Origin of the sequence: Klenkia terrae (genome assembly GCF_037083865.1) — a bacterium.
GTDB classification, from domain to species: Bacteria; Actinomycetota; Actinomycetes; order Mycobacteriales; family Geodermatophilaceae; genus Klenkia; species Klenkia terrae.
In genome coordinates this window covers 25,635-46,155 of the sequence record NZ_JBAPLV010000009.1, presented here as the reverse complement: position 1 = coordinate 46,155, position 20,521 = coordinate 25,635, and the positions used below count along the sequence as shown (strand labels likewise).

At 74.1% G+C, this 20,521-nt stretch carries 25 protein-coding genes; 14 read left to right on the top strand and 11 right to left on the bottom strand.

All coding sequences use genetic code 11. The features are described 5' to 3' along the window. Positions 1 to 172: 172 nt before the first annotated feature. Positions 173 to 733 (top strand): hypothetical protein, encoded by a 561-nt coding sequence (locus tag UXQ13_RS09995; protein ID WP_225235883.1) that lies wholly within the window; start codon positions 173 to 175, stop codon positions 731 to 733. A gap of 41 nt (positions 734 to 774) precedes the next feature. Next, positions 775 to 915 carry a hypothetical protein gene (locus tag UXQ13_RS09990; RefSeq protein ID WP_225235882.1) on the top strand — a complete coding sequence of 47 codons (141 nt, stop codon included), beginning with the start codon at positions 775 to 777 and terminating at the stop codon, positions 913 to 915. A gap of 189 nt (positions 916 to 1,104) precedes the next feature. Here the strand turns inward: UXQ13_RS09990 and UXQ13_RS09985 are convergent, their stop codons facing one another. Both UXQ13_RS09985 and UXQ13_RS09980 read right to left on the bottom strand, forming a co-directional pair. Continuing rightward, complete coding sequence (locus UXQ13_RS09985) at positions 1,105 to 2,529, bottom strand: hypothetical protein (RefSeq protein ID WP_225235881.1); 1,425 nt, start codon at positions 2,527 to 2,529, stop codon at positions 1,105 to 1,107. Further along, complete coding sequence (locus UXQ13_RS09980; RefSeq protein WP_225235880.1) at positions 2,526 to 3,047, bottom strand: SigE family RNA polymerase sigma factor; 522 nt, start codon at positions 3,045 to 3,047, stop codon at positions 2,526 to 2,528. The genes UXQ13_RS09985 and UXQ13_RS09980 overlap by 4 nt, the downstream gene beginning before the upstream one ends. Before the next feature lie 179 nt (positions 3,048 to 3,226). Here UXQ13_RS09980 and UXQ13_RS09975 point away from each other — a divergent pair, with 179 nt between their 5' ends. From UXQ13_RS09975 to UXQ13_RS09965, 3 genes are all read left to right on the top strand, one after another. After that, positions 3,227 to 4,039 carry a hypothetical protein gene (locus UXQ13_RS09975; RefSeq protein WP_225235879.1) on the top strand — a complete coding sequence of 271 codons (813 nt, stop codon included), beginning with the start codon at positions 3,227 to 3,229 and terminating at the stop codon, positions 4,037 to 4,039. Between the two features lie 172 nt (positions 4,040 to 4,211). Then, a complete protein-coding gene (locus UXQ13_RS09970) occupies positions 4,212 to 5,000 on the top strand; it encodes an MmyB family transcriptional regulator (protein WP_225235878.1) in 789 nt (262 codons plus the stop codon). 109 nt (positions 5,001 to 5,109) lie between these two features. Beyond that, positions 5,110 to 5,472, top strand: a complete 363-nt coding sequence (locus UXQ13_RS09965) for a nuclear transport factor 2 family protein (RefSeq protein ID WP_225235877.1) — start codon at positions 5,110 to 5,112, stop codon at positions 5,470 to 5,472. A 91-nt stretch (positions 5,473 to 5,563) separates the two neighbouring features. Here the strand turns inward: UXQ13_RS09965 and UXQ13_RS09960 are convergent, their stop codons facing one another. Continuing rightward, complete coding sequence (locus UXQ13_RS09960; RefSeq protein WP_225235876.1) at positions 5,564 to 6,604, bottom strand: GGDEF domain-containing protein; 1,041 nt, start codon at positions 6,602 to 6,604, stop codon at positions 5,564 to 5,566. Positions 6,605 to 7,002: 398 nt separating this feature from the next. On the opposite strand from UXQ13_RS09960, the gene UXQ13_RS09955 reads away from it, so the two are divergent. From UXQ13_RS09955 to UXQ13_RS09945, 3 genes are all read left to right on the top strand, one after another. Further along, positions 7,003 to 7,137, top strand: a complete 135-nt coding sequence (locus UXQ13_RS09955; protein ID WP_263639411.1) for a hypothetical protein — start codon at positions 7,003 to 7,005, stop codon at positions 7,135 to 7,137. Positions 7,138 to 7,213: 76 nt separating this feature from the next. Next, entirely contained in the window at positions 7,214 to 7,786 is a 573-nt protein-coding gene (locus UXQ13_RS09950; RefSeq protein WP_225235875.1) for an RNA polymerase sigma factor, read from the top strand. After that, complete coding sequence (locus tag UXQ13_RS09945; protein WP_225235874.1) at positions 7,776 to 9,089, top strand: hypothetical protein; 1,314 nt, start codon at positions 7,776 to 7,778, stop codon at positions 9,087 to 9,089. Before UXQ13_RS09950 ends, UXQ13_RS09945 begins: the two co-directional genes overlap by 11 nt. Positions 9,090 to 9,207: 118 nt before the next feature. Here the strand turns inward: UXQ13_RS09945 and UXQ13_RS09940 are convergent, their stop codons facing one another. Genes UXQ13_RS09940 through arsM form a run of 3 tightly spaced genes read right to left on the bottom strand, consistent with a single transcriptional unit; the run spans position 9,208 to position 11,547 of the window. Then, complete coding sequence (locus UXQ13_RS09940; protein ID WP_225235873.1) at positions 9,208 to 9,624, bottom strand: arsenate-mycothiol transferase ArsC; 417 nt, start codon at positions 9,622 to 9,624, stop codon at positions 9,208 to 9,210. After that, complete coding sequence (gene arsB, locus UXQ13_RS09935) at positions 9,621 to 10,760, bottom strand: ACR3 family arsenite efflux transporter (RefSeq protein ID WP_318250059.1); 1,140 nt, start codon at positions 10,758 to 10,760, stop codon at positions 9,621 to 9,623. Before arsB ends, UXQ13_RS09940 begins: the two co-directional genes overlap by 4 nt. Before the next feature lie 31 nt (positions 10,761 to 10,791). Next, positions 10,792 to 11,547 carry an arsenite methyltransferase gene (arsM, locus tag UXQ13_RS09930; RefSeq protein WP_225235872.1) on the bottom strand — a complete coding sequence of 252 codons (756 nt, stop codon included), beginning with the start codon at positions 11,545 to 11,547 and terminating at the stop codon, positions 10,792 to 10,794. 103 nt (positions 11,548 to 11,650) lie between these two features. Here arsM and UXQ13_RS09925 point away from each other — a divergent pair, with 103 nt between their 5' ends. Together UXQ13_RS09925 and UXQ13_RS09920 are read left to right on the top strand one after the other, a co-directional pair. Further along, positions 11,651 to 12,037, top strand: coding sequence for an ArsR/SmtB family transcription factor (locus UXQ13_RS09925; RefSeq protein WP_225235871.1), 387 nt, complete (start codon positions 11,651 to 11,653; stop codon positions 12,035 to 12,037). 114 nt (positions 12,038 to 12,151) lie between these two features. Then, positions 12,152 to 13,288 carry an aminotransferase class V-fold PLP-dependent enzyme gene (locus tag UXQ13_RS09920; protein ID WP_336392233.1) on the top strand — a complete coding sequence of 379 codons (1,137 nt, stop codon included), beginning with the start codon at positions 12,152 to 12,154 and terminating at the stop codon, positions 13,286 to 13,288. On the opposite strand, the gene UXQ13_RS09915 is transcribed toward UXQ13_RS09920, so the two are convergent. From UXQ13_RS09915 to UXQ13_RS09895, 5 genes are all read right to left on the bottom strand, one after another. Then, positions 13,282 to 14,457: an FAD-dependent monooxygenase gene (locus UXQ13_RS09915; protein ID WP_225235869.1), complete on the bottom strand. Its 1,176-nt coding sequence runs from the start codon at positions 14,455 to 14,457 to the stop codon at positions 13,282 to 13,284. The two genes, UXQ13_RS09920 and UXQ13_RS09915, sit on opposite strands and share 7 nt — an antisense overlap. 217 nt (positions 14,458 to 14,674) lie before the next feature. Continuing rightward, on the bottom strand, positions 14,675 to 15,574 hold the full coding sequence (locus UXQ13_RS09910) for a TetR/AcrR family transcriptional regulator (RefSeq protein WP_225235868.1): 900 nt from the start codon (positions 15,572 to 15,574) through the stop codon (positions 14,675 to 14,677). A gap of 85 nt (positions 15,575 to 15,659) precedes the next feature. Beyond that, positions 15,660 to 16,103 (bottom strand): YsnF/AvaK domain-containing protein, encoded by a 444-nt coding sequence (locus tag UXQ13_RS09905; protein ID WP_225235867.1) that lies wholly within the window; start codon positions 16,101 to 16,103, stop codon positions 15,660 to 15,662. 78 nt (positions 16,104 to 16,181) lie between these two features. Continuing rightward, the gene (locus UXQ13_RS09900; RefSeq protein WP_225235866.1) at positions 16,182 to 16,916 is read right to left on the bottom strand and encodes a mechanosensitive ion channel family protein; all 735 of its coding nucleotides are present in this window, start codon (positions 16,914 to 16,916) and stop codon (positions 16,182 to 16,184) included. A gap of 171 nt (positions 16,917 to 17,087) precedes the next feature. Continuing rightward, positions 17,088 to 17,936, bottom strand: coding sequence for a DUF2382 domain-containing protein (locus UXQ13_RS09895; RefSeq protein WP_225235865.1), 849 nt, complete (start codon positions 17,934 to 17,936; stop codon positions 17,088 to 17,090). A 232-nt stretch (positions 17,937 to 18,168) separates the two neighbouring features. On the opposite strand from UXQ13_RS09895, the gene UXQ13_RS09890 reads away from it, so the two are divergent. From UXQ13_RS09890 to UXQ13_RS09875, 4 genes are all read left to right on the top strand, one after another. After that, positions 18,169 to 18,474 (top strand): putative quinol monooxygenase, encoded by a 306-nt coding sequence (locus UXQ13_RS09890; RefSeq protein ID WP_225235864.1) that lies wholly within the window; start codon positions 18,169 to 18,171, stop codon positions 18,472 to 18,474. A gap of 13 nt (positions 18,475 to 18,487) precedes the next feature. After that, entirely contained in the window at positions 18,488 to 19,096 is a 609-nt protein-coding gene (locus tag UXQ13_RS09885; RefSeq protein ID WP_225235863.1) for a hypothetical protein, read from the top strand. Positions 19,097 to 19,171: 75 nt separating this feature from the next. Then, positions 19,172 to 19,801, top strand: coding sequence for an MBL fold metallo-hydrolase (locus UXQ13_RS09880; RefSeq protein WP_225235862.1), 630 nt, complete (start codon positions 19,172 to 19,174; stop codon positions 19,799 to 19,801). A gap of 74 nt (positions 19,802 to 19,875) precedes the next feature. Continuing rightward, the gene (locus UXQ13_RS09875; protein ID WP_225235861.1) at positions 19,876 to 20,514 is read left to right on the top strand and encodes a TetR/AcrR family transcriptional regulator; all 639 of its coding nucleotides are present in this window, start codon (positions 19,876 to 19,878) and stop codon (positions 20,512 to 20,514) included. Positions 20,515 to 20,521: the final 7 nt, after the last annotated feature.

The window sequence follows — 20,521 nt, the reverse complement described above, 5'->3', positions numbered from 1 at the left end:
CCCGTCTCCTCCGCGCCGTTGCAGACGGGCTCACCCTCCTCGCCGTCTGCGGCTGAGCGACCGACCTGGCCAGGCCGGCGGGCGTCCGAGCACGGTGACCGAGGCTTCGCCGGACCCCTGCGGGGTGCTGCTGTCGCCCCGGTGCACGCCCGCGCACTGGCACCCTGCGACCGTGCAGCCTCCTTCCTTCGACGACCGGTTCTCCGGCGCGTGGAGCTCGTGGGTGCTCGAGCACGGGCTGCCCGCGATCCCCGACCAGCTGGGTGACGGGGAGTCCGTGCCGGTGTCGTGGTGGTCGGGCCCGGACACCGCCGCCGTGCTGCACCTGCGCCGCCGGCCGGCCGAGGACGACGAACCGGCGCGCACGGAGGTCGACGTGGAGCTGTTCGAGCGCAGAGGCGAGCTCTGGGACACCGGGCCGGGCGGCGGAGCCGGCGGCTGGGAGGAGGCGGCGTTGACCAGGGTCTACGTCCCCGCCGACCACGCCGACCTGTCGGGCGCGGTCGGCGGGACGGGCCTGATCGCGCTGTGGGGCGAGGTCGGCACCGCGGCCGCCTCCGTCGAGGTGGAGCAGGACGGTCACGTCGTCCGGCGTCCGGTCGTGGCCCCGCTGGGCTGGGTGGTCGTGTCGACCTCCGCACGGCGACCGTCCACGGTCCGGGTGCGGGACGCCGGGGAACGGGTGCTGCTCGAGCAGCCGGCACCCCCGGCCGGCTGGGGCTCGTCCCGGTAGACGGTCGCCTCCGGTGGATCGACCCGTGCGGACCTCGTCGGGTGGATGACTCGGTGTCCCTGCTGTGGCACATGCGGCCGGTCGAGGGCCAGGAGCACCCGAATCCCGTCGAGGGCGAGCTGTGCGGGGTCAACTCGACGTCGGCCGCAGCGGACTGCTCCCTGGCGGACGAGACACCGTAGATGCGATGGCCTGGACCGAAGGATTCGTGACTGTGGACCCGATTGCGCACTGACGATCATCGTCCAACGGTGCGGAGTGGGCTCAGGCGTCGTGGGACAGCGAAGCGCTGAGCTCGTGGAGGGCGTCGACCTCTTCTGCCGCCGAGCTGCTCGGGTCCTCCCACCCGACGGCAGCAACGGGTGCCCCGGTCACCTCGGCCCGGTGCCGTAGTCGTAGTGGTCGACGTAGTCGGACCGCATGAGCTGGGCCTCGGCCATGGTCTGGCCGGTGGTCACGTCCAGGAGGACAGCGCTGGAGGTGTCGGTGTCGCCGGGCAGCAGCAGTGCGCCGTCGGTGGCTTCGGTGACCTCGCCGTCGGGGGAGCCCAGTGCCGCCTCCATGGTGCCGGTGGCGTTGACCGGGCTGAGCAGCAGGAGCGATGTGACCGGCTGGCCGGTGGCTGTGCCGTCGCTGACGGTGGCGCGCAGCAACTGGGCCTGGTCCAGGAGCGGGTGGTCCCTGTCGTAGGTCTCCCAGCCGGCGAGGTAGATGCCGTAGGACCCGTCGCCGGGACCGCTGAAGGCGATGCCGTAGGCGATGGACGCCCCGCTGGGTGCGGTGATGCCGACGACCACCGCGGTGCTGGTGTAGCCGGCCGGCCCGGGGATGGCCCCGGCCCAGAGCAAGGTGGGCTGCAGCTCTCCCAGCGGCACCTGCAGGGGGCTGGCGATGTCGGCCAGGGCGCCGCTGACGAGGGCCGGGTCGACGGTGCCGGCCAGACCGCGGGGGTCGGCGACCTGGGCTGTCTCGTCGGGGGAGACGGGGTCGGCCGTGCCGAACACGCGCAGGTCACCGTCGACGTCGGGTCGCGATCGGTAGACGACGACGCTGTCCCGGGTGACCCGGACGCTCACCGCGGTGATCTCGCCCGGGCTCGTGGTCATGGCTGCCATCCCGTCCCCGAGCTGCTCGCCCGGGGTGTAGGTGCGGGTGATGGAGCCGCCTGCTGTGAGCACGGCCCGGTCGGAGAAGTCGACGCGGTCCCCGGGTGCAGCGACGACCAGGACGACGGGTGTCGTGACGGTGGTGTCGGTGAAGGCCAGCGGGTCGGTCCCCGTGACGAACTTCGGCTGGCCGGCGAGACCGAACGTGGCGGCGTCGCCGCCCACGGGTGCGGTGAACCAGGAGGCCCAGAGGCCGCCGTCGACCTCGCCGGTGACCAGCGCGTAGCGGGTGCCGGCGACGTCGCCCAGGAACACGACGTGGCGGGCGCCGGCTGGTGGGTCGACCTCGACCCCCGTCGAGTCATCCGGTGCGGCGGCCGGCCAGGACAGGTCGGCCACCGCAGCCACCAGCGCGGTGTCCTGGGCGAGGGATCCCCGGGTGGGGCCGTCGTGGAGCTGGACGGCGTCGGGTCCGGCGACGCTGCTGCGGTCGGTGCCGTCGACCAACGCCACCGTGGTCGGGACGGCGACCGCGATGAGCGCGGCGGCCAGGACGGTCGCGACCACCCCGGTGCGGCGACGGCGACGGCTGCGACCGACGTCCTCGATGCGGTCCATCAGGTCGATCGGCGGGGGACCGGCGAGTTCGGCGTCGGCGTGCAGGGCGCGCTGCAGGTCCGAGGTGTTCATGGCTGTGTCTTCCCGGAGGCGAAGGAGTGGGTGGGTTCGTCGAGTTCGACGCGCAGGCGAGCGAGCCCGCGCGATGCCTGGCTCTTCACCGAGCCCAGGGAGCTGCCCATGGCGGCCGCGGTGTCGGCTTCGCTGAGTCCTTCGTAGAAGCGCAGGACGATCACGGTGCGCATGCGGGGCGGCAGGCCGGCCAGTGCAGCCAGTGCCGCACCGGACCGGGCCGGTGGGTGAGGTCCGGGGTCGGGCGCGCGGTCGGGCAGGTCCTCGAGCAACACCTCGGGGACGGTGCGGCGGCGTCGCCAGGAGATGTGGGTGTTGACCATCGCCCGCCGCACGTAGGCGTAGGCGGCGTCGGGCTCCCGGATCTTGTGCCAGTGCCTCGAGGTCTTCTCCAGCGAGGTCTGCAGGAGGTCCTCGGCCAGGCCACGGTCCCCGGTGAGTAGGAACGCAACCCGCATGAGGTTCGGTGACCGCTCACGGACGAACGCCGTGAAGTCATCGCGATCGTCGGCGCGCATCCCACCCCATCCAGTCGCAGCGCTGATGCGCTCCCACCCATCAAGACGCGCTCCCGACCGCACAGGTTGAGCGACGGTGGAGAAAGTCTCGACAGCCCGGTCCGGCGACCACCGCGACCGCCCCGCCGCCCTGACTGAGATCCTCGACCCGTGGCGGATCGCGATCGGGGTGGACGACCGTGAGCGCGGGTGGGCCGGCCCTGTTCGACGACGACCTGGCCTGCGACGTGCGGGACGTCTACCGCCGGATGCTCGAGGACCGGGTCCCCGACGACGAGGCCACCGCGCGCTGCACCACCGAGTGGGCGGGACTCCCGCCGGAGGAGGAACCGGTCTTCTGGCTGGCGTTGGCCGCCACCCAGTCCAGCTGCGGCCGGCTAGCGGTCGAGGTGCGGTCGCGGGCCCTGGAGGTCATCGACTCCGGGGTCGACGTGGACCGCTGGCGCGGGTCCGGCCCAGCGGCAGTGGCCGCTCGTGCAGCCGCGCTGGCTTCCCTGCGGGAGCAGCTGACCGGGCCGCAGCCGGGGCGGAAAGCGATCCGCCGGCCCTGGCGCGACGTGACCGACCTCGAGGCCGGGGCAGCACTCGCCTGGACGGCCGGCAACGGGCTGGTCGCCGTGCTCCGGGTCGTGCAGCTGCTCGAGGACCCGTTCGCGCGCACCGTGTCACCGGTGCTGGAACGGCTGGCCTGGGTGGGCCGCGAGGTCCCGCCGCCCGACGTCGTGGCCGGTCTGCCGGCGGCGTCGGGCTGGCACGGCTGGGAGCCCGACGATCCCGCCGCCCTCGGTCGTCGACCCGCGGCCTGCATCCCGTTCCGGCTCAGGAAGCGGGACCCCGGCTGGGCCGAGGTGGGGATGGTCAGGTGCGGCCACGTCCCCCCGCGGCCCGGTGACGACGGCCGCTGGGATCTCTGGATCGCCCACATCATGTGGGACGGCCTGGTGGAGCACCTCGAGCAGCGGCTGACGACCTTCCCCGCTGAGCACCCCTGACGAGCGCGGCCGCGCGGTGGAACTCATCAGTGGTGGTGTGCGAGGTCTTCCACGGCACGACCGGACCGAGGACCGCCGGCCACCCACCGGCCCGGGCGCGCTGGAGCGGGCGCCCGGTCGATGACCACTGAGGTCATGCCGTCGCCGCACCGATCTGGCTAGCGTTGGCACCGTGACGGAGCTGGGGGAGCGGGCGGACGTCGGCGCACTGCTGCGGCAGTGGCGGCAGCGACGACGGCTCAGCCAGCTCGAGCTGTCCAACGAGGCGGAGGTGTCGACCCGGCACCTGAGCTTCCTCGAGACGGGACGGTCCCGGCCCAGCCGCCAGATGGTGCTGCACCTGGCCGACCGGCTCGAGGTGCCGCTCCGCGCCCGCAACGAGCTGCTGCTCGCCGCCGGGTACGCCCCCGCCTACGGCGAGCGGCCGTTGCAGGACACACGGATGACGCCGGTGCGGGACGCCGTGCAGCTGGTCCTGGACGGCTACCGCCCGCACCCTGCGCTGGCCGTCGACCGTCGCTGGGAGCTCGTCGCCGGGAACGCGGCCGTCGCCCTGCTCACGGCGGGGGCGGCCCCGGAGCTGCTGGAGCCGCCGGTCAACGTGCTGCGCCTGAGCCTCCACCCCGAGGGCGTCGCACCCCGCATCCGCAACCTCGCGCAGTGGCGCGGCCACGTCCTGCACCGCCTGGCCCGCGAGGCGCGGCTGACCGCCGACCCCCATCTCGTGGCCCTGCACGCCGAGCTGACCGCGCTGCCCGGCGGGGTGGAGCCTGCTCCGCCCGGCGCGGTCGCGGTGCCGCTGAAGATCCGGCACGGGGACGGTCTGCTCACCTTCCTCAGCACCGTCACCGTGTTCGGCACCGCCGTCGACATCACGGCCGCGGAGCTCAGCATCGAGGCGTTCCTGCCCGCCGATGCCGCGACCGCGGCGGCGGTGCGGGCTCTCGACGACGCCCGCTGAGCTCACCAGGCGCCGTTACCCCGCGCGTCATCGCCGTGCAGCGCCGGGAGCGCGACGCTGGTCGGGCGCTCGGCGGGACCGCCCGCCGACCGAACCCGAGGAGAACGCCGTGGACCCCACGCACGTCGCCGACCAGTACCTGCAGGTCTGGAACACCACCGACCCCGAAGCCCGGGCCACCGTCGCCACGGCGGTCTTCGCCGACGACGTGTCCTACGTCGACCCGCTCATGGCGGTCACCGGCCGCGAGGCCCTCGTCGAGGCCATCGGCGCGGTGCACGGCCAGTTCCCGGGCTTCACGTTCCGCCCGGCCGGGCCGGCCGACGGGCACCACGACCAGGTCCGGTTCGGTTGGGAGCTCGGACCGGAGGGCACTGCGGAGGCTCCGGTCGCCGGCTTCGACGTCGCCGTGCTGGACGCGTCCGGGCGCATCGTGGCCGTGCACGGCTTCCTCGACAGGGTGCCGGTCTGACCGGCCGACGAGCGGCGCCGTCGGTGGCGGCGCTGCTCGTCGGGCGTCAGGGCTCCGTCCCCGGCTGGCGGAGCGGGGCGGGACACGTCGACTAGGCGGCCGCGGTGGCCCAGCGGTCCCGTCCGGCGCGCTTGGCGGTGTAGAGGGCGGCGTCGGCGGCGGCGTACAGCTCGCGCAGGCCCACCGCGTGGCGCGGCACCTGGGCGACGCCGACGCTGATGGTGATCGGCAGGACGGTGCCGTCGGCCAGCGGCAGCGGGGCTGCCCGTACGGCGTTCACCAGGTCGTCGGCCCGGGTGGCGGCGACGTCGGCGGAGCAGCCGGGGAGCAGGACGGCGAGCTCGTCGCCGCCCATCCGGCTCACCACGGCGTCGTCCTCGCGGACGGACCGGGCCAGCACCGCGGCCAGGTGCCGCAGGGCGTCGTCGCCGACGGGGTGGCCGTGGCCGTCGTTGATCGCCTTGAACTCGTCGACGTCGACCAGGATCAGCGCGGTGCCCTGGGCGGAGGCGGCAGAGCTCAACGCGGTGGCGAGGGCGTCGTCCAGCACCCGGCGGGTGACCAGGCCGGTGAGGGTGTCGACCGCGGCGAGCCGGGCGAGCTCGGCCTTGTCGGCGGCCTGGGCGTCCTCCAGCCGGACGAGGACGGCGGCCACAACGGCCAGGGTCGTGCCGACGAAGACCACGTCGGTCAGCGCGGCGCCGGTGGGCATCAGGTGCAGCGTCAGCACGAGGTCCCCGACGACGGCGGTGGCGACGGCGACGCCGGCGCCGCCGGCGCGCAGCTGGGTGGCCGCTGCGACCACGGGGAGGGCCAGGAAGACCTGGACCGAGGCGGACACGTCGCCGGTGTGCCAGGCCTGGACGCACACGAGCACCGCGCCCAGTGCGGGGGCCGCGGTCAGCAGCCCCAGCCGGTCGCTGCGGTGGGGATCGATGCGCAGGCAGCACGCCGCCAGCGCTGCGGCCAGCAGGGCGACCGCCCAGCTCGCCCACCGCTGGTCCACGGTGGGGGTGGCGGGGTCGAACCAGGCGAACCCGGCCAGGACGGAGGCGCCGACGCCGAGGACGCCGGCGGCGGTGCGGGCTGCGCGACGGGGATGGCGGGCGCGCAGGCTGGGGTGGACGAGCACCCCCACGGTGTCGGCAGGCAGGGCACCGCACTGACGCCCAGGCAGCCCGGCTCACCCCGTGGGGTGTGTCCGGTCGGACGTCGGGTCGTGGCGTCCTCCGCCGTCCGCAGTCTCGGGCGCCGGGGGTCGGCGGCCACCTCACCCGGTGTCGGCCGGACGACCGCACGGGGAACCCGACTTCTCGGAAGGCAGATGCGGTCGGGGCGTCCAGGGTGGTGGCGCGCCGTCCGTGCACATCGGTGAGGTGAGAGCGACGTGCTCGACGTGTTCGGTGCTGCGATGGCGGCGTCCGCAGAGGGGTCGCCGGCTACGGAGCTCGTGCCGCAGCGGTTGGCTGCGGCCTGCGCCGAGGCGGCCGGTCGGGCGGAGCGGCTGCAGTACACCGCGGGGGAGGGACCGTGCCCGACGGCGTACGCCGAGCAGCGACCCGTCCTCGCGGACGAGGCGGACCTCGCCGCCTGCTGGCCGCCGGCGTCGTCGCCACCTACGGCGCCCTCACCCTCACCGACTCCCGCGCCACCGACGACCACTGACCCCACCCGGGGCGGTCCCTGGTCGCACCGGCTGTAACGCTGGGGGCCCTGCCGGCCATGTAGATGTGTGACCGCCATGAGGGAGCCCGTGCCGCGGCCGTCGAGTGACCGACCCGACCGGGCTGCCTTCGAGGCGCTGTACCGGTCGACGGGCTCGGCGGTGCTGGGCTATGCCCTGCGCCGGGCCGCGTCGCCCGACGACGCGCACGACGCGGTCGCCGAGACCTACACGGTGGCCTGGCGGCGCCGGGCCGACACCCCGGTGGACCCCGACGAGGTGCGGCCCTGGTTGTTCGGCATCGCCCGACGCTGCCTGGCCGACATCGACCGCAGCGCCGCCCGGGCCACCCGGCTGGGGGCCAAGCTCGCCGACGCGTTCGTCGTCGGGACCATCCCCGACCCGGCCGTCGGGGAGGACTACGCGCCGGTGCGGGCGGCGATGGCCGGTCTGCCGGACGCCGACCGGGAACTGGTGTCGCTCGTCGCCTGGGAAGGACTCACCCCCTCCCAGGCAGCGGTCGCGCTGGGCCTGAGCCCGGCGGCCACCCGCGTCCGGCTGCACCGGGCCCGCGCCCGCCTCAAGCAGGCGCTGTCCATCACCGTCGTCCACCCCGCAACCGACCTCGAGGAGGCCGACCATGACCGGTGACAGCGACCGCGAGCTCGACGCCCGCCTGGCGGCTGCGGCCGGCTTCCGCGACGAGGACCTGCCCGCCCTCCCGGACGTCCTGCTGCGCGAGATCCAGGCGGGGACGACCACCGGGGACGACGCCGGGCGGACGGCGTCCGAACCCGCGTCGGTGCTGGCAGCGAGGCAACTGGTCGCCGACGCGCACGAGGCCCGGCTCCACCCGGTGCGGCGGTCGGGCGCCCGGCGGCTGCTCCGTCGCGGTGTCCCGTTGCTGGCCACCGCGGCCGTCGGCGTCGTCGCGCTGGTCGTCGCCACCAGTGGGCGGGGTCCGACCGGGCCCGGCGGCACGGCGGCCCCCACCCCGACCGACCCCGCCGTCACCACACCGGCAGCTCCGACGGGGCCCCCGGCCGACCTCGGTCCGCTGGAGGCCCCGCCCGGGGGGTTGGCGTTGGCCACGACCGGTGAGGTGTCCTTCCCGTACTCGCTCGACCCGGAGCCGGCCGGTCTCACCCGGGTTCTGAGCATGTCCGGGGGACTGACCCTGTTCGGCTACCCAGAGCCCGTCGTGTGGGTCGCCACCTACCAGGCAGCCGACGACCCGGGGTTCATCTACCGGGTCAGCCCCGGCGACCCGCGGATCCTGCCGCCCGGGGCGCAGGAGGGCACCGGTGCGCAGACCACCGAGTCGCAGGTGGCGGTCGGCGGGGTGCAGGGCGATCTGCTCTCCGGTGACTACGACAGCCCGCTGTGCGGCTACGCACCGTCCACGCCCGGGCAGTCCCGGACCCCCGACGAACTCTGCGCGGAGTCCTTCGCCCAGCTCACCTGGCAGCGACCCGACGGCATGTGGGTCCAGGTCTACGGGGAGGACGACTGGGCGACCGCCGAGGCGGTGGTGTCGGTGGGGGAGTCCATCGTGGACCGACCCCAGCCGGTGCCGCTGCAGGTGCGTCTGGCGCCGGCGGGGTGGTCGGTGTCCAGCTACGAGGACAACACGTCCCTGACGCTCATCAGCGACACCGCACCCTCGTTCGAGAACCGCATCGGCGCCAGCATCCTGGAGCGGTGGCGCGGCAGCACGGAGCCCGACCTCCGCGGCTACAGCGAGGGGGAGCCGATCGAGCAGGTCGTCGTCGACGGGCGGCCGGGCGAGCTCGTCTCCGTGCCGGACGGGTCGTCGGCCGACCCCGACGGACCACGGATGTGGATCCTCGAGGCCGAGTTGCCCGGTGGGCTCGTCCTGTTCTTCCAGGCCCCGGGCGTCCTCACCCATGACCAGGTCCTCCAGATCGCCGCGCAGGTGACCTACACCCCGTGACCACTCGGCGGGGCCGGCCAGGGCTGGATCTTCGGCCGCCCCGCACCGCCGGCCGACCTGGGTGCAGCCGACACCGGGGCGCGCCCGCTGGCTGCGGCGACCTGACCCCGCCGAGGCGCTAGCGCTGCCGGAGTCGCCGGTGCAGGTCGGCCACCCGCGCGGAGATGTCGTCGCGCACCAGCCGCATGCGGTCCAGGCCCTCGATGCCGCGGGCGGACGGCTCGTCGGTCACCCAGGTCTCGAACGCGGTGCCGGGTGCGCCGGCGACCAGGTCGGCCGGGATGCGGGCCTCGGTGCCCAGCGTGACCACGACGTCGGCGGCGGCCAGCAACTGCGCCGTGACCGGCTGGGGCCGACCGCCGCTGATGTCGACGCCGACCTCGGCGAGGGACGCCACGGATTCCGCGTTGAGCCTGCTCCCGGGATCGGTGCCGGCGGACTCCACCGCCCAGTCCGGGGCGGTGGCATGCAGCAGGCCCGCGGCCATCTGCGACTTCCCGCCGTTGCGTGCGCAGACGAAGAGGACGGCGGTCATCGGGTCGACGCCGTGGTCGCGGTCCGTGCGGCGGGCGCGGTCGGGTCACCCGGGAAGAACCGCCGTGCCGCCCACAGCGACACGTGGACCAGCGCGACGAGCACCGGGACCTCGATCAGCGGGCCGACGACCCCGGCCAGGGCCTGCCCGGAGGTGACGCCGAAGGTGCCGATCGCCACGGCGATGGCCAGCTCGAAGTTGTTGCCCGCGGCCGTGAACGCTAGCGTGGCGGTCTTCGCGTAGCCCATCCGCAGGCGCATGCCGAGCAGGAACGACCCGCCGAACATCAGCGCGAAGTAGGCCAGCAGCGGCAGGGCGATCCGGGCGACGTCCCAGGGGTTGCTCGTGATCGCGTCGCCCTGCAGGGCGAAGAGCACGACGATCGTGAACAGCAGCCCGTACAGGGCGACCGGGCCGATCCTGGGCAGGAAGCGGGCCTCGTACCAGTCGCGGCCCTTCGCCCGCTCGCCGACGGTGCGGGTGAGGTAGCCGGCGACGAGCGGGATGCCGAGGAACACCAGAACGGAGACGACGATGGTCCAGACGCTGACGTCCGCCGAGGTGGTCGGCAGACCCAGCCACCCGGGGAGCACCTGCAGGTAGAACCACCCCAGGGCGGCGAACGCGACGACCTGGAAGACCGAGTTGATCGCCACCAGGACGGCGGCGGCCTCGCGGTCCCCGCAGGACAGGTCGTTCCAGATGAGCACCATGGCGATGCAGCGGGCCAGCCCGACGATGACCAGGCCGGTGCGGTACTCGGGCTGGTCGGGCAGCAGCGCCCACGCCAGGGCGAACATCAGCGCCGGGCCCACCAGCCAGTTCAGGGCCAGCGACGCGAGCAGGAGCCTGCGGTCGCCGGTGACCCGGTCGAGCTCGGTGTACCGGACCTTCGCCAGCACCGGGTACATCATGAGCAGCAGCCCCACGGCGATGGGCAGGCTGACGTCCCCGACGCGGACGGCGTCCAGGGCGTCGTCCACCCCTGGGACCGCGCGGCCGAGCAGCAGCCCGGCGGCCATCGCGGCGATGATCCACACCGGCAGGAACCGGTCCAGCCGGGACAGCTGCGCCAGGACAGGTCCGTCGGTGGTGGTCCCGGTCGGGGGTGCGGCCTCGTGCAGGGGGGCGCTCATCGGGGGTGCGGGTGCCTCTCGGGTGTCGGGGTCAGGGCTTGGCGGCGCGCACGACGGCGCCGTGCAGGCCGGGGGCGATTTCGTGGGTGAAGTCCACGGATGCGTCGACGAAGCCGGCCGCGGCCAGGCCGTCCAGGTACTCGGTGCGGGACAGAGCGCCGGCGACGCACCCGATGTAGGAGCCGCGCTCGGCACGCTGGGCGGGGGACACGTCGTCCTCGGCGACGACGTCGGAGATCCCGACCCGACCGCCGGGCGCCAGGACCCGGAAGGCCTCGGCGAGGACGGCGGGCTTGTCGGTGGACAGGTTGACCACGCAGTTGGAGATGACCACGTCGACCGAGGCGTCGGGCAGCGGTAGGTTCTCGATGGTGCCCTGGCGGAACTCCACGTTGGTGGCTCCGGCACGGTCGGCGTTGGTGCGGGCCAGTTCCAGCATCTCGGTGGTCATGTCCACGCCGTAGGCGAAGCCGGTGGGGCCGACGCGCTGCGCGGACAGCAGCACGTCGATGCCGCCGCCGGAGCCCAGGTCCAGGACCCGCTCACCGGGGCGGAGGTCGGCCACGGCCAGCGGGTTGCCGCAGCCCAGGGAGGCGAGCACCGCCTCGGTCGGCAGGCCCTCGGTGGTCGCGGTGTCGTAGAGCGCGGCGCCGAACCGGTCGTCGACCTCGACGGCCTCGGTCGCCGGGGCGCAGCAGCCGGCGTCGCCGCCCCCGCTGACCGACCTGGCCGCGGCCGCGTACCGGGACCGGACCTCGTCCCGCAGGGCGTCGTTCGTCGTGTGCACAGCGCGCTCCAGGCATTGACGGATGTCGATGTCGGGAGACTGGCACCCTCGGGAGGGCTCGTCAACATCGACACCCGTCGATGGCTGCGGCATGCTGTCCCGCATGGCCACGACCGTCCTGCAGTCGGCCGATGCCCCGGCCGATGCCCCGGTCGGGGCGACGGGCGCGGCGTGCTGCGCCCCTCCCGTCACCGCACCGCTCGGCGTCGAGGACGCCACCGCGCTGGCCCGGTCGATGAAGGCCCTGGCGGACCCCACGCGGCTGCGACTGCTGTCCCTGGTCGCCGCGCACGAGGGCGGGGAGGCGTGCGTCTGCGACCTCACCGACCCGGTCGGGCTGTCCCAGCCGACCGTGTCCCACCACCTCAAGGTGCTCGTCGACGCCGGGCTGCTGACCCGCGACAAGCGGGGTGTCTGGGCCTACTACGCCCTGGTCCCCGGCGCCCTCGACGCGCTCGCGGGTCGGCTCGCCACCCGGCTGGGCGGCTGAGGCCGGGTCGACGCGCACTCCGGCGTGCCGCCCGGCCGCTCCTGCGCGGCGCCCGCGCTGGTGTCACCCGAGGACGACCTTCCCTGTCCGGGAGACGCACGAGATGCTGGGTCGATGCGACCCGAGGTCCTCGACTCCGTCCGCAGGCTGTACCCGGGCGCATGCTCGACGGCCTACCTGGACTCGGCTGCCGTCGGCCTGGTCTCGACCCGGGTCCGGGCGGCCGTGGTCGACCTCCTCACCGGCCACCAGGACGGCGGCATCGCTGCGGCGCCCGCGTGGCGCGACCACCAGGAGGTCGTCCGGGCGGCGGTGGCCGACCTCGTCGGTGGCCGTCCCGACGGCATCTCCTTCACCCAGAACACGACGACCGGGTTGGCCCTGGTCGCCAACGGTCTGCCGTGGGGGCCGGGGGACAACGTCGTGCTGCCGGCCCAGGAGTTCCCCAGCAACTCCTACCTCTGGCGTGGGCTGCGGGCTCTCGGGGTCGAGGTGCGGGAGGCCCCGGTGCGCGGGGGCGCGGCCGACCTGGACGCCCTGGCCGGACTCGTCGACGACCGCACGCGGGTGGTGACGATCAGCGCGGTGCAGTACTCCTCCGGGCACCGGCACGACCTGGCGAGGCTCAGCCAGATCGCCCGCGGCCGGGACGCGTTGCTCGTGGTGGACGGCACCCAGGCGGTCGGGGCCCTGGCCGTCGACGTCGAGGGGATCGACGTGCTCGCGGTCAGCGCCCACAAGTGGCTGCTGGGGCCCTTCGGGATCGGCTTCGTCCACCTGTCGGAGCGGGCCCGCGACCGGCTGCGGCCCACCACCGTCGGCTGGTTGGCGGTGGCCGACCCCTTCGCCTTCACGGTGGAACCCGAGCTGGCCACCGACGGCCGGCGCTTCGAGTCGGGCACCGAGAACGCCGCCGGGATCGCCGGCCTGGGCGCCACAGTGGGGCTGCTGCACGAGCTCGGCCGCGACGTCGTCCAGGAGACCGTGCTGGCCAACGCCGCCCGGCTCGTGGAGCTGCTGGCGACGGCCGGCCTGGAGGTGCACCGGGCCGCCGACCCCGCCACCCACTCCGGGATCGTGGTCGCCGGCCGCCCCGGCACCGACCCGGCGGTACTGCACCGGGCGCTGCTGGACGGCGGGGTCCGCTGCTCGCTGCGCGGGGCGGGCATCCGCTTCGCCCCCCACTACTTCACCAGCGACGCCGACCTCGAGCTCGCCGCCGACGTCGCCGGACGGGCGCCGGCTCAGTAGCTCTGGGCCGCCAGCCTCGCCTGGGCGCCGGGGATGCCCATCTGCAGCAGCTCGAGGTCCGCGGGCGTCAGCTCGCTCCCGGTCTCCTGCCTGAGCAGGGCCAGCGACATGTCGGCCACGAACGCGGCGCGGTCGCGGCGGCGCAGGTACCAGGCGTCCAGGGCGTCGGGCAGCGAGGTGTGCTCATCCAGCGAGGCGGCGAGGACCACCGCGTCCTCCACGGCCATCGCCGCCCCCTGGGCCAGGTGCGGAGGGCTGGTGTGCGCGGCGTCGCCGGCGATCGCGACGCGGCCGCGGAACCACGGCTCGCGGACCATCAGCGACTCCAGCGGCGCGTAGCTGACGTACTGCTCGTCGGTGATGCCGTCGCGGAGCTGCCCGATCAGCCCGGAGAACGACGTCATCCGCTCCCGGACCAGCCGCGCGAAGTCCGCGCGCTCGTACCGCGGGTTGCCCGGCTCCGGGCTGACCAGCGCGATGTACATCTCGGTCCGGCTGGTCGGGGTCAGCACGGCCTTCACGTCGCCGCTCAACGCCATGACGATGTGCGTGACGTCGGCCGGGCGCGGCATGACGACCCGCCACACCGCGAACCCGGTCGGCACCGGGACGTACCGGTCGCCGAAGAGGTGCTCGCGGATCCTCGACCGGACCCCGTCGAAGCCGACCACCAGGTCGTACCGACGGCGGTCGGCACCGCCGTCCCGCCGGGGCGCCGTCCGCTTCCCGGTCCAGGTGGCCAGCTCCACCTCCACGCCGGCGTCGTCCTCGGTCAGCTCCCAGACCGTGGCGCCGGTGCGGATCCGGGCGCCGGCCCGCTCCGCGGCCTCGCGCAGGATGCCGTTGTAGAGCGGACGGCTGATCGCGTTGTTGGACGGCGTGCCGTACAGCCCTGCGGGCGGCGGGATAGCGGCCACCTGTTCGCTGGCCGGGCTCCAGAGCAGCAGCTCCTCGAAGGGGAAGCCGGCGTCGATGCAGGCCTGGCGCACACCGATCTCGTCCAGGGCGGCCAGCACGTTGCTCGGTTGGTTCAGACCCACGCCGAGGACGGCGTCGGACCCGACCGCCTCCACGACGTCGACCTGGACGCCGCGCTGGGCCAGCGCTGCGGCCAGGGTCAGCCCCCCGACCCCGCCGCCCTGGATCAGCACCGAGTCGACCGCGGGCATCAGCGGGTCCCGTCGGGGACTGCGGTGCCGTGCTCGGGACCGACCACGAGGCCTCCTCGGGGAACCGGACCGGCCGTGGCGCCGGCCGGTGCTGTGGCCGCCAGGCTAGGGAGTCGCGATGTGGTCCGGAACACACGATCGGCCATGACCGGTATCCGTGCCGTCGATGGGCGTCGTCGTCGGGCAGCACCGCCCGCCCCGGGGGACCGCAGAGCGGCTAGAGGTGACCAGCGTGGGTGGTGAGCATCGTGCCGAGGCGGGCGATGAGGCTCTCGAGGGACTCCTCGAACTCGGTCACCGTCTCGTCCAGGGACAGCAGGTCCTGCAGGTCCACGAGCACCGGGAACTCGGTGCCCACGTCGGCCTGGTCGCCGTCGGGTGCGCCGTCGGGGTCGTCGACGGCGTTGATGGCCACTCCGCGCTGGGCGACCTCCAGCAGCAGGTGGCCGAGCAGGAAGCTGGTGTAGGCCCGGTAGGCGACGACCGCCTGCTCCCGCGTGAACCCGTGGGTCAGCAACGCCTCCAGGAAGGAGGCCACCCATTTCAGGCTGCGCAGCGGCGGGCGGACCCAGGGCGCGTCCGGCGGCCGGGTGACCACCAGTGGGAAGAGCGCGGGATGGGCCAGGGCGATCCGCCGCACCCCGTGCGCCAACCGGTTGAGGTAGTCCTGCCACCCGTGCCGCGGCTCGAGGTAGACGTCCTCGTCGGCGTAGAGCTCGTCGACGACGTGCTCGACGACGGCGTCCAGGAGGTCCTCGCGGCTGGGGATGTGCCGGTAGAAGGCCATCGCCTCCACGCCCAGCCGCTGCCCCAGGCGGCGCATGGTCAGCGCGGGGAGGCCGTGGGTGTCGATGAAGTCGATCGCGGCGGTGACGATCCGCTCCCGGGTCAGCGGCTCCCGCGCGTCCAGCGACTGCACGCCCGGTGACCGCTCGGCGGGCCGTCGTCCGCGGTTCTCCGGTAGGTCGGGGTCGTCGGGGTGGTCGGGGGGCGTGATGCCCCCGCTGACCGTGGCCCCCACGTCGCGGGCCCCCACGGCGGCGTCCACGACCGGCACGTCGGTGGCCGGTTCGGCCCCGGCGCCCTCGGTCGTGCCGTCCTCGTGCCCTGCGCCCATGCCCTGGTGCTCCCTGACCTCGTCTGCTGGTCCGGGCACCACTCTCCCAGCAGCGGCTGTGCCGACCGGCCGAGACCGTGCCGGGTCACCCCGTCGAGGTACCGGTGGTCTGCGGGGGGAGGTCGGTGGTGTCGACGGAGACGTCCTCGTGGGCCAGCTCGACCTGGATCTGCTGCTCGGCGCTCACCCAGGAGGTGACCAGGCGGACGCGCTCGGTCGGGACCGGCCGGGTGCCGACCACGGGTTCGTCGGCGGTGAGGACCAGCCAGTCGCCGACGGCGCCGTCGAGCAGCTGCTCGGTCGGCACGGGGACGGCATCGATCGGGTCGACGTCGACGTACTCGAGACGGACGTGCTGCCGGGTGAGGGTGACGGGGACCATCACCTCCTCGGTGGTGGTCTCCACGCGCAGCACCGCCCGGCGCACCGGCACCGCCTCGGTGGTGACGACCAGCCGTTCCTCGGAGCGGGTCAGCTCGACGGGGTCGGCAGGGTCCAGGCGGTGCGGGTCCGGGGATGCGCTGGTCATGTCTGCTCCGGTCCGGGAGTGGGGGGAGGTGCCGGTGGGGTGCGCCGCGGTCGTCGCCGGCGCACCCCACCGGGTGGATCAGTTGGTGTAGCGCTGGGCCTCGTCGCGGACGGCGTCCACGGGCGACCCGGTGTTCTGGGCCTCGCGCTTCGCGGCCGGGGCCTCGGCCTCGACCTTGGCCAGCGCGGTCTCCCAGCGCTGGCGCATCGGGGCGATGCCGCCACCACCGATGGCGACCACGGCGATGCCGACGACTGCGGCCAGGGACGCGTACAGGACGGCGTTGACGACGTTCTGGGCGATCTGCAGCTGGTCCAGCGCGGCGATGACGCCCAGGGCCAGGATGACCGTGGAGGCGACGTTGGCGAGCACCTTGCCGTAGGACAGGCCACCCAGGGCGGACTGCACGAGCAGCTTGACGCCGGCGGCGACCGCGGAGGCGATCACCAGGATCAGGATGGCGACGAAGACCTTGGGCAGGTAGCCGATGATCGCCGACAGGTAGTCGCTGATCGGGTTCTGGCCGAAGACGCCGAAGGCCGTGGAGAGCACGAAGAGCATGACGGCGTAGAACACGATCTTGGCGAGGATGTCGGAGGCGTCGTACTGGGACCTCGCCAGGGCCTTCTTGATGCCGCCGCGCTCGACGGCGTTGTCGAAGCCGACCTTCTCGAGCACCTTGCCGATGACCTTCTGCAGGGCCTTGGCGATGAAGTAGCCGATCACGAGGATCAGCAGGAAGCCGACGAGCTTGGGGACGAACTGGATGACGGTGTCCAGGAGATCCCTGAACGACTGACCGATGGAAGACATGGCTCTCCTGAGCGTGGGGTGGGGTGTGCGGGCCGGTAGCTCGACCGCGCGCTCGGGAGCACGGGGTGATCATCTGTCCGGGGTGGTGCGACCTGGGGCCGGCCGGGAGGCCGGCCCCAGGTGGTCATGCGGGTGCCGCGGCTGCGCGGCGGCACCCGTGGCGCCGGGAGGTCAGCGAGCGTCGCGGCCGGTCTGGCGGACGTCGCCCTCGACCTGCTCGATCTCCTCGTGCGCGACCTGCTCGTTCACCGTCTGCTGGTCGGTCACGGTCTCGGTGCTCAGGCGCACCCGCTCGACCGGCACGGTCTCCTTCTCCACCACCGGGCGCTCGGCGTGCAGCGTCACCTCGTGCTCCTCCTCCGACAGCGCCGGGCCGTCGAGGGCGTCGCCGCGGTTGGCGTCGGTGATCGGCTCGCGCTCGACCCGGACCTCCTCGTGGGAGACCGGCACGGTGCGGGTCACGTTCTCGGTCACCACGTGCTTGCGCAGCCGCGCCCGGCCGGTCTCCACGGCCTCGGTGCCCACGGTCAGGCGCTCCTCCGACCGGGTCATGGCGTCGTCGGTGGTGGGGCCGGAGGTGTCGTGGCCGACGGTGCCGACGGCGTCGCGACGGTCCTCGCGCTGGTCCTCGCGCTGGTCGGTGCGGGGGGCGGTGATGCCGGCGGTGCCGGTCGTGGTGGTCTCGGTGCCGCGGTCGACCGCGGTGCCCTCGCCGATGCCGTAGTAGCGGTAGAGCTCGGTCTCCTCGGCGGGGGACAGGTGGCCCTCGGCCTCGATGGTGGGGGCGTCCTTGACCTTGGCCTTGTCGTAGGGGAAGCGCAGGGACTCCCCGTCCAGCTGGGCGTCGGCCAGCGGGATGAAGGTCTCCTTGGTGCCGAACATGCCGGTCTTCACGGTGGCCCACTCCGGGCGCCCGGACTGGTCGTCCAGGTAGACCTCGGAGACGGAGCCGATCTTGTCGCCGTCGTTGTCGATCGCGGTGCTGCCGATGACGGTGTTGATGTCCTGCTCGGTGATCACGTGTGCTCCTGAACATGGGTACGCCACAGGCACCGGTCACGAGGCCGGTGTGCGCGAGCGGGTGGGGGGTTTCCGCAACCACCGGATGACGGTGGCGGGCTGGTGACTGAACCCGGGGCGGACAAGTGGACGGTGCCCGACGCTTTAGGTCGTAAACAGTTCTCACCAAGATTGTTTACGGTGTATCCGCCGCACCGGGCACGGTGACGACGTGGTGGGGGATGCTGGGCGGGTGACCGTCACCTCGCTGCTGGAGCTGTCGCTGTCCGCCGCCGCCGTGGCCGACGCCGACGGGACCCACCGTCTGATCTCCTCGACGCTGGAGGCCACCCGCGCCTTCCCCGGCTGCCTCGGCGTCGAGGTGCTGGTCGACGTCGACGAGCCGGCGCACGTGGTGGTGGTCGAGCGCTGGGAGTCCCTCGAGCACGACGACGCCTACCGGGCCTGGCGCCGGACGCCCGAGGGCGCCTCGCAGCTCGGGCAGCTGCTGGACGGACCCCCGCGGCTCACCCGGTCCACCCCGGTGGAGGGCGTCTGAGCCCGCTGGGCCGATGACCTCGTTGCTCGGCGGTCCGGCGTACCCGGCCGGCTGCACGGTCCAGTTCGTCGCCGCGCCCCGGGACGTCGTCCTCGAGGACCTGCTGCGGTGGCGGAGCGGCCTCGGGCAGCGGACCCGGGTCGTCGACGGGCCCGAGGGCGAGCTCGACGAGGTGCTGCCGGGCCGGTCGCCGTGGCGTCGGGAGCTGCTGGTGGCCGGTGGTCGGTGGACCGCCTACCTGAACGACGGACTGCGGGGCGGTGATCCGACCGCGTCGGCGGTGGTGGTCGCCCGGCGCCTGGGCGTGCCGCACGTCGTGGCCCAGCACCTGCCGTCCTACGGGCCCGGCCACGCCGCGACCCAGCTGTGGGTGTCCGGCCCGGACGGCGCCCCACCGCTGATGCTGCAGCGCACCCTCTCGGCGACGGCCACGGACGGCCGCTGGGCCTGGCACGCCTCCGGTGCACCGCTGCCGTTCGAGGACCTGGACCGGTACCGGGCCAGACGCATCCAGGACCGGTTCGACCGACCGCTCCTGCTGCGCTACCTCGCCGACCTGGGCATCACCCCGCCGGCCGGGGTGAGCCCGGCCGACGCGGTGCTGGTGGAGCAGATCAGCTGAGCGGCGCGGCGGACCTCGACGGCGTGGTCGCCCCCCGGGGCGATGAGTTCGGGGCGGCGGTCCGGTCTGCGCTGCATGACCGTGACCGTCGAACCCGTGCTGGTGGCCGAGCTCCTCGTCGAGGGGGAGCGGATGCCGGTGTACGTCCACGTCGTGCACCACCCCGTGGGCCGCGTGCTCGTCGACACCGGCATGACCGAGCTGCACCCGGCGGTTGCCGACATGGATCCCCGGGTGTTCCCGCTGTCCGGCCGGGCCGGGTTCGACCTCGCCGGCATCGACCTCGTCGTGAACACGCACCTGCACTTCGACCACTGCGGCGGCAACCGGCTGTTCCGGGGCAGGCCGATCCACGTCCAGCGCCGGGAGCTCGACGACGCCCGGAACCAGGAGGACTACACGATCCGGGAGTGGGTCGACGCCCCCGGCGTGCAGTACCGACCGGTCGACGGTGAGCTCGAGCTGCTGCCGGGGATCCGGCTGGTGCCGGCGCCGGGGCACACCGCCGGGTCCCAGGTGGTCGTGGTCGAGACCGGCGGGCGGCCGAGCGTCATCGCCGGGGACACCGCGGTGTTCGCCGGGGAGCTCGACGAACCGCGCACCGAGGGGCAGCGGCTCATCCGGTCGCTGGACCCCGGGGAGGTCTGGCTGGCGCACGAGGAGGACCCGTGGCGCCCCCGCGCGGACCCGCGCCGCACGCCGTAGGCGTGGGCCCCGGCCACGGGGTGGTGGCAGGCGACGACTTGGCGACGGCGGGGGGCTCGGGTCAGCATCTGCCTGTGCACAGGCCCGGCGACCGACGTTCCGACGTGCAGCTGCGCAACCGCGCTCGGATCGTCGACGCCGCCCAGCGCCTGTTCGCCCAGCGCGGTTTCGCCCGGACCCCGGTGCTGGTCATCGCCCGGGAGGCCGGCGTCGCATCGACGACGGTGTTCAACCACTTCCCGCACAAGGAGGAGCTCTTCTTCCACGGGCGCTGCCCCTGGGCCGAGATCTCGCAGCACCTGGCCGACCACCCGGAGGCGCACACGACCGCGCCCGAGCTGATCGCGGCGGTCAGCGACGTCGTCGCCGGCCACCTGGCCGGTCTGGGGGACGCCTGCCGGCGCCGGTCGCTGGAGGACCTGGTGGGCGAGCCCGGGTTGCTGCTCTGGGAGAGCGGTCTGCAGCGCGAGGCCGAACGGGCCATCAGCGCCCACATCGCCCGGCACGGTTCCCCGGCGGTGGTCCCCGCGGCCGACCGGTGCGCCGCACTGACCATCGCCGAGGCGAGCACGATCGTCGCGGAGCACCGGCGGGCGGTCCTCGCCTCGGGGTCAGCCGCCGCGCCGGTCGCCGCCGCCGACGTCTCGGCACTCCTGCAGGCGAGGCTGACCGACCTGCGCCGGATGGTGCTGGTGCAGGTCGCCGACCGCTGACCCGTGC